This is a genomic window from Streptomyces iconiensis, from assembly GCF_028657195.3.
Taxonomy (GTDB): Bacteria; Actinomycetota; Actinomycetes; order Streptomycetales; family Streptomycetaceae; genus Streptomyces; species Streptomyces iconiensis.
The window spans coordinates 127,765-142,807 of record NZ_JANCPR020000006.1 but is presented as its reverse complement, the minus strand read 5'-3'; the positions used below and the strand labels follow the sequence as shown (position 1 = coordinate 142,807).

7 protein-coding genes and 1 tRNA gene are annotated in these 15,043 nt (G+C 69.8%); all 8 read left to right on the top strand.

The window, feature by feature from the left end:
• Positions 1-111 precede the first annotated feature (111 nt).
• The 8 genes from NMN56_RS07900 (at position 112) to NMN56_RS07865 (ending at position 15,037) form a co-directional block, all read left to right on the top strand.
• The gene (locus tag NMN56_RS07900; protein ID WP_274044413.1) at positions 112-1,056 is read left to right on the top strand and encodes a metallophosphoesterase; all 945 of its coding nucleotides are present in this window, start codon (positions 112-114) and stop codon (positions 1,054-1,056) included.
• An 85-nt stretch (positions 1,057-1,141) separates the two neighbouring features.
• Positions 1,142-1,215: transfer RNA gene (locus NMN56_RS07895), tRNA-Pro, on the top strand.
• 656 nt (positions 1,216-1,871) lie between these two features.
• Entirely contained in the window at positions 1,872-3,494 is a 1,623-nt protein-coding gene (locus tag NMN56_RS07890; protein ID WP_274044414.1) for a TIGR02677 family protein, read from the top strand.
• The gene (locus NMN56_RS07885; protein WP_274044415.1) at positions 3,491-4,816 is read left to right on the top strand and encodes a TIGR02678 family protein; all 1,326 of its coding nucleotides are present in this window, start codon (positions 3,491-3,493) and stop codon (positions 4,814-4,816) included. Before NMN56_RS07890 ends, NMN56_RS07885 begins: the two co-directional genes overlap by 4 nt.
• Positions 4,813-9,048, top strand: a complete 4,236-nt coding sequence (locus tag NMN56_RS07880) for a TIGR02680 family protein (RefSeq protein ID WP_274044416.1) — start codon at positions 4,813-4,815, stop codon at positions 9,046-9,048. Before NMN56_RS07885 ends, NMN56_RS07880 begins: the two co-directional genes overlap by 4 nt.
• A complete protein-coding gene (locus tag NMN56_RS07875; RefSeq protein ID WP_274044417.1) occupies positions 9,045-10,310 on the top strand; it encodes a TIGR02679 family protein in 1,266 nt (421 codons plus the stop codon). The genes NMN56_RS07880 and NMN56_RS07875 overlap by 4 nt, the downstream gene beginning before the upstream one ends.
• Before the next feature lie 88 nt (positions 10,311-10,398).
• Entirely contained in the window at positions 10,399-13,977 is a 3,579-nt protein-coding gene (locus NMN56_RS07870; RefSeq protein ID WP_274044418.1) for an NB-ARC domain-containing protein, read from the top strand.
• Between the two features lie 421 nt (positions 13,978-14,398).
• Positions 14,399-15,037 carry a hypothetical protein gene (locus NMN56_RS07865; protein ID WP_274044419.1) on the top strand — a complete coding sequence of 213 codons (639 nt, stop codon included), beginning with the start codon at positions 14,399-14,401 and terminating at the stop codon, positions 15,035-15,037.
• Positions 15,038-15,043: the final 6 nt, after the last annotated feature.

Sequence of the window (15,043 nt, the reverse complement as noted above, 5' to 3'; positions counted from 1 at the left end):
GGGGCATGTGCCCGGGTTCTGCCGGATGCCTCAGCGCTGCCGCGGAGGAAACCGGAGGGCGTGCTACCGGACCCGCTGCGCCATTCGGGGCGGGTCTGCGACCATGGGGCAATGCGCGCGCGATACCGCATTCCCCTGAAGACAGCAGCCGGCATCACAGCACTCGGCGCAGCCTGCGTCGGGTACGCGGCAGGCGTCGAAGTCCGCTCGTTCCGGCTCCGGCGGGTCTCCGTGCCCGTCCTCCCGCGCGGCATGCATCCGCTGCGCGTCCTCCAGATCTCCGACATCCACATGGTCAGCGGTCAACGCAAGAAGCAGCGCTGGCTCCAGTCGCTGGCGGGACTGCGCCCCGACCTCGTGATCAACACGGGGGACAACCTCTCCGACCCCGAGGGCATCCCCGAAACACTGGACGCGCTGGGCCCGTTGATGGAGTTCCCCGGTGCGTACGTCTTCGGCTCGAACGACTACTACGGGCCCAAGCCGCGTAACCCCGCGAAGTATCTGGTGGAGAAGGCGAGCGGCCGGCACGGGCTGAACGGCAACGGCCCGGTCGTCGGCGCCCTGCACAACCCGTGGGAGGAACTGCGGGACACGTTCGACTCCGCCGGCTGGGTCGGGCTCTCCAACACGCGAGGGCGCGTCAAGCTCGGCGGCGGCCAGGAGATCGCCCTCACCGGGCTCGACGACCCGCACATCAAGCGTGACCGCTACAGCGAGGTCGCGGGCGGCCCCGAGGAGGACGCCGACGTGTCCCTCGCCGTCGTACACGCCCCGTATCTGCGCGTACTCGACGCGTTCACGGCCGACCGCTACCCCCTCATCCTCGCCGGGCACACCCACGGCGGGCAGCTGTGTGTGCCCTTCTACGGCGCGCTCGTGACCAACTGCGACATCGACACCCGCCGCGTCAAGGGCCTCTCCACGCACCGCGCGGGCGGCCACGAGTCGCACCTCCACGTCAGTGCGGGCTGCGGCACCAACCGCTACACCCCCGTCCGCTTCGCCTGCCCCCCGGAGGCGACCCTCCTCACCCTCACCTCACGCGACGACTAGTCACCCCGGCCCCGCGGCCGTACCCCCGACCCGAAACCGGATTTCGCCTCAGCGCTCAGCTGGGCTAAAGTAGTCGACGTTGCTTCGGGGTGTAGCGCAGCTTGGCAGCGCGCTTCGTTCGGGACGAAGAGGTCGTGGGTTCAAATCCCGCCACCCCGACAGAGAAGTACCAGGTCAGGGGCCTGATCCGCATTGCGGATCGGGCCCCTGACTCGTTTCCGGGGATCGTTTGGGAGAAGCCTGGAGCGGGCCTTGGTCCGGGCTCTCCCGGACGAGCTTGCAAGGGCTCCCGCCTTGTCCGGCTCAGGTCGTTTCAAGACTTGCGCAGCAGCAAACCTGGCTGCTGCGCGCGGTGACAGTCACTGCTCCAGGCCCCCTCACTCCCCGAGCAGAGCCGCCTCGTCCTGCTCCCAGCTCGGGACCTCCTCCTCGGCTGTCCTCCGCGGCCACCTGCCCGCGCTGGAGCCGGAGGTCGGGGACCACACTCCGATCGTCCCAGTGGATCAACTGGACGACCTGCACACACTGCTGGTCGGCATCCTGACTGACGTGGAGAACCTGCGGCGCAGGACCGGGGAGAACCATGTGCCGGAGGGGGACGACCAGAAAACCGGTGAGCCGGCGGCTGGATGCGGTGGCTTCCTCAGGGTCTGGCCTGGCGGGCGGCAGTGGTGCACGGACTGGTGGGCGGCGGCTCGGCTCGGCACCGCGTCGGAGTCGTTGTCGCCAGGGCATCTACGACGCTTCAGCGTCAGTCCTCGGTCACATTCGGTCCGGTTGCCCCGTTGTCAGCGGGGATACGTAGCCTCGTGGTCATGGCGGAACAGGGGCTGGAGTCGGCTCAGGGGGTCGGCGGTGGAGAGGTGTGGAAGCGGCTCAATACGTACTCGTATTTGAGCGCTCCCGAGCGTCTTGAATATGTGGGGATCATGCGGGTGTTCTGCATGACGTTGCTGACAGATCTATCGGTCCCAGATGTGCTGGCGAAGTTGGAGGGGACCGCGGGCGCGGCGGCCGGTCTGGATGCGGAGCAGCTGGCAGCGCGGTTGGAACAGCTGACCGGCTGGGGGAATCTGCTGCGCAGCAGTCACACCGTTACGGCATCCAGCATCCGCGAGTATCAACGTGCCCGGTCCCGCTATCAGTTGTCCAAGATCGGGGAGCGGATCCAGCGGGATGCCGATGAGGTGCTGGCAGGGGCGGATGCGGCGCGCGAGGTCAGCAGCGAGCTGCTGGCGCTGGTCGAACGGGGGTTGCGGGAGCTGACCGAACTCGTTCAACGGCCAGGTGGTGCGAATCCTCAGGAGGCGCTGGAGCGCATCAGCACGCTGTTCGTGCAGTTCACCGAGTTCGCGGATTCCATCCGCGACTTCTATGCCTACCTGGGGCAGGTGCTGGCCCGGTACGACCTGGACAGCGCGGAGTATCACGGCTTCAAGGACCTGCTCTTGGACTATGTGGAGGCGATCACCGAGGAGGTGTCCTTCCGGGCTCCACGGATTGCCTCCACGCTCGACGTGCTGTGGCCGGAACTGCCTGCGCTACTGGCGCGCATCGACGCCGCATCGGGCGGCCTGTCCGTCGCGGTGGAGGGGCTTCCGGATACCCGGGTACAGCGCAGCCGGGGCCGTGAACTCACGGACTGGGAAGGACTGCGGGGCTGGTTCACCGATGTTGATGGCCAAGGAAGCCAGGTGGACCAGCTCAGGGATGCCACGATGCGTGCCTTGCAGTCTCTTCTGGCCAACGCCAAGCGGATGTTGCGTTCGGCGTCGGGAGAGATGTCACGGCGCAACGACCTGCTGAAGCTGGCTCGCTGGTTCGATCAGGCGACTCCGGAGGACGCGCACGACATCGCGGTCGCTGCCTTCGGCCTGTACGGCGCCCGGCACCTGGGCGTGCCGCCAGAGGTCGACGAGGCAGTACCCGCCCACACCAGTTGGTGGACGGGGCCCGTGGTTGAGGTTCCGGTGGCGCTGCGCGAACGGGGCAGCCGCGCGCAGCGTGGCCGTACGTCGTCGGTGGAGGACCATGCCGAGCAGAAGCAATTGCTGCAACGGGAAGCGCGGGAGCGGGCTACGGCCCGGCAGGCAGCCGCTGACGAACTGCGCGGTGCATCGGGCAATTTCGCGCGTGCCCGGCTCACTTCGCCCGCGTTGGCCCTTCTATTGGAGTTACTGGCCGGTGCGCTGGGGAACGCGCAACTGCTGCGAGGTCAGGAAGGCGGCACCCGCGCGGACGGCGCATTCGAGATCGACGGGGCCTGGACAGAGGAAGCGGAACTCGGAATCCGGCTCACGGTCCGGCGGACGCCCCATAGCAGCACGGTTCTCCACTCGGTCGACGGCGACCTGTCGCTGGAGGAATTGGACGTGACCGTCGAAGGTCTCCTGGATGCCGTCCAGGGCGCGGCACGCACAGGGGTGAGTACGTCGTGACCGTTCCCTCTGCTCACGATGTCGCCCTCGCCGCCGAGCGCCGGAGCGCGGCCCGGCTGCTGCTGGCTCATCCGCTGGTGACGGCAAAGGGCCGGCACGCCGATCTGTTCCCGCTCATCCGCAGGCATGCCGAGTGGCTGGCACAGCGGTTCCAACAGGTTCTCGGCTACCAGTTGTTGGTGGACACGGGATACGCACGGCTGTTCAAAGCGGGTCTGGGCCACCGGTCGGGGCACCGGCTCGTGCGCTCCACCGGCACCCCCTTCACACCTCGGACCTACGCATGCCTCGCGCTGGCGCTTTCCGTGCTGGTCACCGCTCCGGAACAGATGCTGCTCTCCCGGCTCGTCGCGGATCTGAAGGCCGCCGCGGCAGACGCCGGGATCGAACTGGAAGGAACGGGCCGGCAAGCGGAGAAGCGAACCCTGGCTGCGGCCTTGAGACAACTGGTCGACTGGGGTGCGCTGGTCGAGACGGACGGCAGCGTCGCCGCGGTCGCCCATGAGGACGCGGGCGAGGCCCTGTTGACGGTGGACCGTGAGGTCGCACGTGCCCTCGTCGCCGGGCCTCTCGCACAGAGCCGGGACGGCGCTGACCTGGTGCGGCGGGGCGCTGACCCGGGGTTCGGAGGCCCGCGTACGTACGTCAGGCGCAAGCTGGTGGAGACGCCGGTCGTCTACCTCGACGAGCTGACCGACAGCGAGCGTGACTGGCTGCGGACCCGGCAGCGCCGTGAGGCCCAGGCGTTCTCCGAACTGCTCGGCCTGGAGGCCGAAATCCGGGCCGAGGGCGTCGCGCTGGTGGACCCGGAGGACGAGCTGACCGACCTCCGCCTTCCGGGCACGGGCACCGTCGCGCAGGCTGCTCTGCTCCTGGTGGAGCGGCTGGTCGACCGGTTGCGACCGGAGCGGCCAGGACACCCTGCCACCGGGGGCGAACTGGTGGTCGGGGTACCCATACCGGAAGGACTGGTGGAGCGTACTCTCGCCGGACTTGTCGAGGAGTACGGTCGGCGAGGCAACTGGCAGCGCGGCTACGTCGAGGACCTTCCCGAACTACGGGACGCGGTACTGGACCTGCTGGTCAGGATGCAGCTGGTGGCACCCCGGTACCCGCTCCGCTCCGCGGGAGAAGGGCTGCCGCCGAGGTATCCAGAGGCTGCCCCCGATGGACGACCCGTCACCGACGTCTCCGGAGCCCGGGGGGCCGGTATCGGATGGGTGCTGCTCGCTGCGGCTTCCCGCTATTCCCCGCACGTCACCGTACGCAAGGCCGCTGCCACGCAGCCAGGCTCTGTCACCCAGCAGGAGCTGCCGCTATGACGCCCCTCAGCAGTGCGCCCATCCCGCTCCAGCGGTCCTCGCACTCGCCCGGCTCGCGCTACCGGCTGCATCGCGCCGGCATCGTCAACGTGTGGCAGTACGACCAGCAGGAGTTCCTCTTCGGAGACGGCCGGCTCCTGCTGCGCGGCAAGAACGGCGCCGGTAAGTCCAAAGCCCTGGAAATGCTGCTCCCGTACCTGCTGGACGGCGACGCCCGCGCCCTGGACGCCACCGGCACGGGCCGGACCACGCTCGCCTGGCTCATGCTCGACGGCTTCCAGGGAACCAACCGGCTCGGGTACCTCTGGGTCGAGTTCCACAGGAGCGCAGGGGACGGAAGCGACAGTTTCGTCACTCTCGGCGCCGCCCTTCGCGCCTCGCAGTCGACTAAGAAGGCAGCCCCGTTCTTCTTCATCACCTCTCTGCGTGCGGGAGAGGGCCTCTCTCTGGTGGACGCCGGCAAGCCGTTGCCCATCGACGCGCTGAAGGAAGCTGTCGGCCCTGCCAACGTGACGGAACACGCCGTGGAACACCGGGCCCGTGTGGCCCGGAAGCTCTTCGGTATCACCGAGAGCACGCGCTACCGCAACCTCACCCAGCTGTTGCACAGGCTGCGGCGCCCTACGGTCGGAGACCGGATCGAATCCGGCGGGCTGATCTCCTTGCTGAGCGAGACACTTCCCGGGCTGGACGAAGAGATCGTCGAGAAGGTCGCTCGCAATCTCCACGACCTGGATGCCGTACGGGACCAGCTGGGACGCCTTGAGCGCACCGACGACGCGTTGCGTACCTTCCTCAGCAGCTACAGCGGATATCTGAGGGGCGTGCTGCGCCGGAACGCCGACGACGTCCGCAAGGAGCTGGAGCTGCTCGCACAACGGCGCAGGGCCGCAGGGGACGCCGTGAAGACGACGGCGAGCCTCACACAGCAGGAGTCCGAGACGGAAGTACGACTGGCGTCGCTGCAGGACGAACTGGACGGCGCGCGCGCCGAGTTGGAAGCCCTGCACGCGAGCGACAGCTACCGGAGTCTGGAAGACCTGGCCGAACGCCGCAGGACGGTGAGGGCACTGCACGCCGCGGCGGATTCGGCCCATACCTCGCTGCTGAGCAGCCACAGCGCCGAGGAATCCGCGAAGGACGTGCTCGCTCAGGGCAGCAACCGCTTCGGCGGCCGGTTCCGCGCGCTGGCGGACGAGCACCGGGATGTGGTGTCCGAGGCCGAAAGAGCCGGCATCGCACACAGCCATCTCGGCGAGGCCCCTTCCGTCCCGCTGACCGTCCTGGCGCCCGCGACCGAGTCCGAACTGACGAGCCCCGACGGAGACACGCAGCACCTGCGACACGGGAACGTCACCGCCGTGGACATGAACGCCGCCGAGACCGCACTCCGTTCGTGGGAGCAGCAGTTGGCGGATGGCCAATCCGTGGCGAAGCACCGGTCTCGCATGCTCACAGAGGTGGAGCGCCTCATCGCCCGGTCCCAGGAAGCTCAATCGGGAGCCGCTCGGGCGGATGCCGAACGGGAACGGCTGGACGAGGCGGCAGAGACCGCGGAAGCCGGGGTGCACGCATGCCAGCAGGCCCTGACCGAGAAGAGTGCGGAGTACGCCGGCGACATCGCGGAGTGGCTGACCCGTATGAGCCCCGGCTCCTGGGGCGCGGGCATGCCCTCACTCGACACCGTACGGGCGCTGATCAGTCTTGCTCCGTCGCCGGACGCGCCCTTCGATGAACGCGTGCTGGCCGCCGATTGTGATGCTCAGGTCGAGGAGCGCGTCCGCTCGCTGCTGACTCCGTACGCCGAGGAGCTGGCCGCCCGCCGGGACGGCCTCGCTCTGGACATCGGCCGGACCACGGACGAGCGCGACCGCCTCGTACGGGCGAAACAGGAGTGGGAACAGCGCACCGACCCGCAGCCGCCCGTTCCACACCACCGTGCGGCGGAGCGGGCGCCAGGAACGGGGGCAGCGCTCTACCAGGTCGTGGACTTCGCCGAGTCCGTCTCCGACTCCCAACGCGCGTGCCTGGAGGCCGCTTTGGAGGCGAGCGGGCTCCTGGATGCCTGGATCACCACCGAGGGCACGTTCCTCGACGCCGGCACCCGCGACACCCTGCTCGATCCGGTATCTCCCGCCCCAGGAGGGCAGACCCTGGCTACCGTGCTGCGCCCCGTCGTGCCCGCCGGGAGCGCTCTGAGCGGGGAACAGGTGGAGCGGGGGCTGTCCGCCGTCGCGCTCGCCCCGGCAGGTGAGACGGAGGCCGCGAGCGCTGTGTGGTACGACGGGAGTTGGCGCCTGGGCGCTGCCCGAGGACGTCACACGAAAGAGAACGCCGAGTACGTCGGCGCCGCGGTACGGGCCGAAACACGCCGCCGGAAACTCGCCGAACTCTCCGGACGGATCGACGAAGTGGAACAGCGTCTGTCCGCCCAGGAGTGCGTGCTGGCCGAGGCCGACGGAGAGCGCAAAGCGTTGGCCACCGCTCTGCGTGAGCTACCGAGGGCACGTCTGCTTGCCACCGCATGGGCGCGGCTGGAAGACGCCGAGAGCGCCTGCAAAGAGCTGACCGCGAAGGCGAAGAAGGCGGCGCGGGAAGCGGAGGCAGCGCGCGCACGTATGGTCGCAGCCCGCGCTGAGGCCGAGGCCACCGCCAGCGCCCACGATCTGCCGGCCATGTCGGAAGACCTCTCCCTCGTACGCACTTCGCTGACCGCTCTCAGCGGCGCGGTCCAACGGCTCCGCCGGGCCGTTCTCAGTACGGCTGAAGAGCTGATCGGCAGTCGGGTGGAGGTCGAGGGGTACCAGCGCGTTCAGGGGCAACGCCTCGAAGCCGAGCGCCAGTACCGCCGCCGGATCGATGAGCTGGCCCCCGCGCGCACGGCCCTTCGCACACTCGAAGAGGCCGTCGGAGCCGCCGAGGACGACATCCTGAACAGGGAGGAGTCGACCGAGCAGCGCATCGCGGCAGCGAATGGGCAGCTGCGCGCGACCAGAGAAGAGCTGACCGGCCTGCATGACCGGGCGGTACGGGCAGAAGAGGACGAGAAACAGCACCTCCAGGCGCTCACGGCTCAGGAGAAGTCGGTCATCGGCGCCGGGCGCGTCCTGCGCCGTATCGTGGCCCGCCCGGATGTGGTCAGAGGTGCTGAACTTGCCCTTGCGCCTTCCCAGTTCGGTGCGATCGACGACGCTGGAGCCGAGGCTCGCACGCGCATTCGTCATCTCCAGGAGTTCACCGACGCCGTACGCGAAGCGCTGGGCGCGGCCGGACACGAGATCTCCGACACCACCCTGCTCAACCGGCACACGGAGCTGCGCGACCAGCTCGCCGGCGGATACGACGCCCAGCTTGAGGAGCACGAGGGGGTCAAGATCTGCCGCCTGGTCGACGATCACGGCCCGCACGACGTCGCCCTCGTCGGAGAACGGATCGCCGCGCAGGCTGCCGAGGCCCGGGGACGGCTCACCGAACGCGAACGGGAGGTGTTCCAGCGGTTCCTCACGGGGGAGCTGGGTGACCACCTTTCGGCCCAGGTCATCGCAGCGGCGAACCTGGTCGCCGCGCTCAACGACACGTTGAGCACCGTACGCACCTCCCATGGGCTGGGCATCGAGCTGCAGTGGCGGCTCCACGAGGACGTGGACGCCGACGTACGAGCCGCCGTCGAACTGCTGCGCAGCCCCTCAGGGCTCCGTACCAGGGAACAGGGCGAGCAACTGCGTGAGGTGCTGCAGCGCCGGATCGAAGACGCGCGCAAGGCCGATCCGTCCGCCGGATACGCCGCTCATCTGCGTACCGCACTGGACTACCGCGACTGGTTCCGCTTCCACACCTACGTCGTCGACGACGCGGCGCCCGGACGCAAGCGCAAGCTCACCGGGCGCACAGGACTCAGCCAGGGCGAGCAACGCGTGCTGTCGTATCTGGTGCTGTTCGCCGCCGCAGCCGCTCACTTCACGACTCTCGGCGAGAGCACGCCGCACGCGCCACGGCTGATCCTTCTGGACGACGCCTTCGCCAAGGTCGATGAGCCCACGCACGGACGGCTCGGCCGGATTCTGGTCGATCTGGACCTGGACTTCGTCCTCACCAGCGAACGGCTCATGGGGAACTGGCCCGAAGTGCCTTCCTTGCACATCTACGAGTGCCTACGGGACTCCCGGGTGCGGGGCGTGGCCAGCCTCCACTACACCTGGAACGGGCGCCACCGGCGTCTGATGCCCGTATGACCGTGCTCCCGCCCCAGGCCGGAGACTGGCTGACCAGGCCAGGGCTGACAGGGCTATGGGCGGCGGTGCGGAAGCGTCTGGAGAGCAACGGCCTGCGGGCGGCAGGCTCGCTGCGGCTGAGTCCGCTCGCCCAACAGGAGCGGGAAGCCCTGTCGTTGCTCCTCGGCCGCACCCTCACAGGCACAGCCGTCACCGTACGGCTGGACCAGCTGGACGCACGGTTGCGCGCCTCCTCCGCCGGCTGCGGGCTGGTGGAGGTCCTGAACGCACTCGGCCCTACCCTCGTGGACCGCCGGGCTGCCCGGTCCGAGGCCGCAGCCCGCCGGGACCAGGTGTGGTCGTCTTGCGCCTCCGCTGTGGAGTCCTCCCCACTCGCGTCGGCCGACTGGACTCCGCAGTGGTTCGAGGCCCTGCGCCGCGCCGGCATCCCCAAGGGTGTCGGGCCCGAGGCCGCCGTACGGACACTTCACCAGGCGGTCCACATCCTGACCCTGCTGTTCGCCCCCGGTGGCTCGCCCCGCACGCGGGGGCGCGGAGAGCTGGCCGCCGAGACGACCGGAACGGCACACGGGCTCGACGAAGGGGCCTGGCTCACTCGCCTCGTACTCCGTGGAATAGCCCTCGCACACGGAACCGAACTTCCCGAGGACGCAGCCGGGCGCCGCGCGCTGTGGCGTCTGGCGGCCGTCACCCCGGACGAGGTGTCCAGCACAGTGCTCGCCTACGGTCTGCGTCCACAGGGTGACGGCTGGCGCGAGCAAGCCCTTCGTGAGCGGGCTGTTCACGGTGTCGAGACCCACCTGACGCTGCGGGAGCTGCGCCGCACGCACCTCTCCATGCCGCCGGGCACGCTCGTGCGCATCTGCGAGAACCCGCACGTGGTGGAAGCGGCAGCGGACGCCCGGTGCACCGAGCCCCTCGTGTGCACCTCAGGTAACGCGAGTACCGCCGTGCTCACCGTGCTCGACGCGCTGGCCTCCGCGGGTTGCGCCTTCGCCTATCACGGCGACTTCGACTGGCCGGGTATCACTCTCGCCAACCGCGTCATCAGCCGGTACGGCGCCCGCCCTTGGCGCATGACCGCCGACGACTACGAACAACTGGTCGCCCATACGAAGGCCCAGGACATCCCCCAGCTCTCCCTCGCGGGATCGCCTGTCGCGGCGAGTTGGGACCCTGGCCTGGCCCCTGCCATGGCCACCCTCGATGTCGCCCTGCACGAGGAGGCGACCCTCGACCTGCTCGTGGAAGACCTCGCCTGAGCCGGGGTGCCGCGCTTGTCCTGCTCGGTCGGAGCGGGTTCAGGGCGGCGCTTGTTCCCGCGGGGGCTTGGCGCCAGACTTCGGGGTGATGAGGGGCAGGCACGGGGGAGACGCTCAAGGGGATGGCGGCGGGGTCGCGCCGGGGGCGCACAACGAGTTCTCGGGTGAGGCGCTCAGTGTGGTCCAGGCCGGTGTGGTGCACGGCGACATCGTGGTGCACCAGGCAGGGGCGTCGCCGCACGTGACGGCGGTGCCTGACATGGGGCCCGTTCCGCCGTCGCGGCTCGTGTCCCGCGTCGGCGTCGAGCGGGAGCTCGTGGAGGCGCTGCGGTGCGGGGTCGGCAGGGTGGTGTTGTGCGGGGCCGGTGGTTACGGGAAGACGACGCTCGCGGGGTGGGCGTGCCGGCGGCCCGAGGTGCGCGAGAGGTTTCCTGACGGGGTGCTGTGGGCGCAGCTCGGCCAGGCTCCGAGTGCCGGACACCTCGTGGCTTCCCTCAGCGGTCTCGTTTCGGTGATGACTGGTTCTGGTCCGGGAACGTACGCCGATGTGCCTTCTGCGGCGCATGCCTTCCGTTCCTCGGTCGCGGGCACACGCATGTTGCTGGTTCTTGACGATGTGTGGAGTGCCGGGGACATCGGGCCCTTCCTGGATGCCGGGGACCAGGTCACCGTCCTGGTCACGACGCGGCGGGCGCGGATGCTGGACGGGGACGTCGTGACGGTCGCCGTTGACGCCATGAGTGACGACGAGGGGGTCACGCTGCTGGGCAGCGGCCTGGCGGCGGAACCGGAAGCGCTGGCACCGCTGGTGCGGCGGGCCGGTCACTGGCCTCTCGCGCTGGACATGCTCTCGGGGGTACTGCGCAGTCTGTCCGAGCGGCATGCCATGGGCGCCTCCGAAGCCGTGGCCGGGCTCCTCGCGGAGTTGGACGGGCATGGCCTCGCGACGCTGGACGAACTGTCCGACACCGATGTGCCGCGCGGTATCGCCCGGACGCTGGAGCTGAGCCTCGGGGAGCTTGCCTCTCATGCCGGTGGGCCTGGGCGCAGGGACCGCTTCGTCTCCCTGGCCGCCTTTCCGGAGGGCGAAGTGGTCCCGTACTGGCTCCTGCGGCGCATGTGGGGACTGAGCGAGGTGCGGGTCCGCGCGGAGGCCGACGGCTTCGTGGGCCGTTCCCTGGCTTCCGCTCCGCACGGTGACGGACTGCGGCTGCACGACGTCACGCGCGACGCGCTTCGCCATGCCGAACCTGAGGCCATGGCCGGCGCGAGTACCCGGCTCCTCGACTCCATGCGGCCCGCGGCCGGCTGGCATCGCCTGCCGGAGGAAGAGCGGCCGTTTCTCCGGGGTCTGGCCTTCCACCTGCGGCAGGCTGGGCGGGCGGCCGAACTGGCCGACCTCTTGCGGGACATGCGCTTCCTGGCCGTACGGCTCGCCGAGTCGGGGCCTACAGGGCTGGAGGCCGACCTTGAGCTGTACGCCGCTGCACGCCCCGATGACAGCGGCGCAGCCTATACGCGTGGCCTCACCGAACTGCTGCGGCAGGAGGGGCACTTGTTCAGCGGGGGCGGGTCGCCACATGATGTCGGGCTGACATTCGAGAGTCGTATGGTGGGGCGTCCCGCGTTGCGGGGGCAGGTGCGCCATGCCGGACTGGCCGGTTCCGGCGGGGGCCTGGTGGCCTGGTATCCGCTGCCGGACCGTGACGACGGCTCCTTGCTGCGGTCGTTCCCCGCTCGCCAGGGTGGCCGGTGCTTCGACATCGACTGGCATCCTCACCGCGATCTGCTGGCCACGGTCGGGTACGACCCGGCGCTCCAGATCGTCTCCGCCGACGGGGAGCGTGTGCGCACCGTGCGGATCCGGGGCGCGGTCCTGGAAGGTGTCCGCTGGAGTCCGGACGGCACCCGGCTCGCCGTCATAGGCGACACCAGCCGCTTCGCTCATCTGCAGCCGGCGCCACGGTCCTCGGTCGACGGTTACGGGCCCCAGGTGTACGCGCTCGCGGTCTACGACCCATGGACGGGCACGGAGCTGGACGCCACGCCGGTGTCCGGCGGTCCGGTGTACGGAGTGCCTGACTTCTGCTGGGCTCCGGACGGCACCTCGCTGGCCGTTGTCGAGGCGGGGAACGTGAGCATGTGGGAGCCCGGCTCGGGAGCGGCTCCGAGGCGCCTTCCCGGCGCAGGCCAGGAAGGGCTCGGAGGGTGTGACGCGCTCGACTGGCACCTTGAGCACGGCCTCATCGCTCACGTCTCCGGAGGACCGAGGCGTGACCATGACGAGGGTGCACTGCTGCGCTGGCCCGCCCCCTCCGCGCCGGAACCGGGGCCTCCGGAGACCTGGCGCCACCCTGCGCTGTGGGGCGCCGGCAGGGGCCTGAGGTGGCGCCCGTCCGGACACACCGTGGCGCTCAAGGCGCGTACGACCCTCGTGGTCGATCCGTTCGCGCGCGGCATCCTGTGGCAGGACGACGAGTGGCGGAACAACAACGGCCCTCTATGGTCCCCCGACGGCAGCCGCCTGGCGTTGCGGCAGGCTCTGCGCACCCCGGCGCTGCTTGAGGTCCGGCAGATGCCTTCCGACCGTTCACTCGCGCGGGGAGCCCAGCCGGAACTGCTGGGAAACACGGCTCTTGGAGTGGACCACTCCGTCAGCGATGTCCTGGCATGGCATCCGGAAGGTTCCCGCGTCGCCACCACCAACGACCAGCGCATCATCAAGCTGTGGCGCCTCCAGGGTGGTTCAGGAAACGTCGGGGACGGACGGCCGAACGACCGGCTCACGCACGTGATGTGGCATACGGACGGCCGCACACTGCTGCTGCACACGATCGGGAGGGAGTGGTTCTCTCTCGACTCGCTGGAACCGCATACGGGCATGCGGAGTTGCGCTGCTCCCTCCCTCCGGAGGAACCCGGCGGACCGGCGCCGCTGGCCGGAGGACGTGGGCGCGCTCCGGGACGGGGAATCCTCAAGTACGCCTGGAATCCTGGTGGAGTTCGCACGCGATGAGCGGACGTACGCGCTAGGACGCTGGTTTCAGCCGTTGCGTGTGTTCTCCCGGGGTGAGGCGCACGCGGAATTGTGCTCGGCTGACGGGGCGCGATCGTGCTCGGCTGAGGGGGATCGCTCGAACGCGGCTGAGAGAGAGCGGTCGAACGCTGCTGACGGGGCCCGGTGGGGCCCGGCCGACTGGTCGCGGCGGTGGTACACCGTGTGCTTCACGCCTTCCGGCGAGAAGGTCGTCGCCGCAGCGGCCGACGGGAGTTGGCAGATCAAGTACTTCGCCGTCTGGCATCTGACGGGAGCGGCACACGAGCATCCCGAGGCCCAATGGACGACCGAATCCCTCACGGGACAGCCGGGGCCCTCCATCGGTCACGTGTGGCGGATCACGGCCGGCGAGAGGCATGCGGCCGTGGTCGCCGACCCCGGGCTCGTCGGCCTCTTCGCACTCGAAGGGATGCGGCACATCTGCTGGGTCAAGGTCAACGGAACGGTCAGGGACGCCGCTTTCGACCCCTCGGGCAAGCGCCTCGCCGTGGCCGGAGACGCCGGGGTCTACCTCTTCGCCGTCCAGGATCCGGAGGAACCGGAGGATCCGGAAGGGGTCTCCGGGCCGGAGAGGGACTCCGGGCCGGAGGGGGAATCCGGGCCGGTGTGAGCGCGGTCCGCTGCTCGGGCGGTCGGCTCCACCGCTGGGTCTCCGGTACCTGAGTCTCCACCACCGGGGTCTCGGGGTGCCCGGGTGCCGGTGCCCGCAGCGTTGCCGCACGACTGAGGTCCGAGGAGCCGCCCGATTCCACTCACTACTGGCACGCCACTTGTACGCGGACGGGCACTGCACGCTACTGGCACGCCGACACCGCTGTTCACTACTGGCACGCCGATACGGCGATGCCGCTACGTGACGTCTTCCGACGCCTCGCCGGTCATCTCCCGTACCGCTGGCGGGGGTTGGGGGCGTGGGGCGGGGCCCGGTGGGTTTGTAGGGGGGTGGGGGTGGCTACTCGGGGTGTGTCCCGTCGGAAACCGATGGAGCGGCGCCCGGGTGGATGGCTCGGGGGCCTGAGAGGGCAGCCGACATGCTGACCATTGTTCTGATCGTTATCGCCGTACTCGTTGTCGCGGGTGCGGTCGCGTACACCATGAGGTCGCGATCCGGAGGGCTCGGAGGCCGTGGTCTGAGGCGGCGCTTCGGACCCGAGTACGACCGGGCCGTCGAGCGGCACAACGGTGACGCCAAGGCAGCGGAGAGGGAGCTGGGCGAGCGGGTGCGGCGCCATGGGGCGCTGCGGGAACGTCCGCTGCCACCGGGGGTGCGGGAGCGCTACGTAGCGCAGTGGTCCGGGCTCCAGGAGCGGTTCGTCGAGTCACCGTACGAGGCGATCGCCGAGGCCGAGTCGCTGCTGGTGCAGCTGGCGCAGGACCGCGGGTACCCGGGCGGCGAGCAGCCGTTCGAGGAGAGGTTCGATGCGCTCTCGGTGCACCACGGCCCGCATGTGCGCGGCTACTTGCGGCTGCACGCCGCGGCTGCCGCGCGGAGCAACACCGAGGAGATGCGCGAGGCCGTGATGGAGGCACGGGGGCTCTTCGACGCGCTGACGACGGCACGGTCCGACCCCGCGCGCGAGGGCGTGCACAGTCCCGACGAGCACGCCGGGCGCCACGGCCGGAGCCGTATGCCGTGGACGCAGCGCCGGAACGCGCTCAAGGGGCCGTGAGGGAGG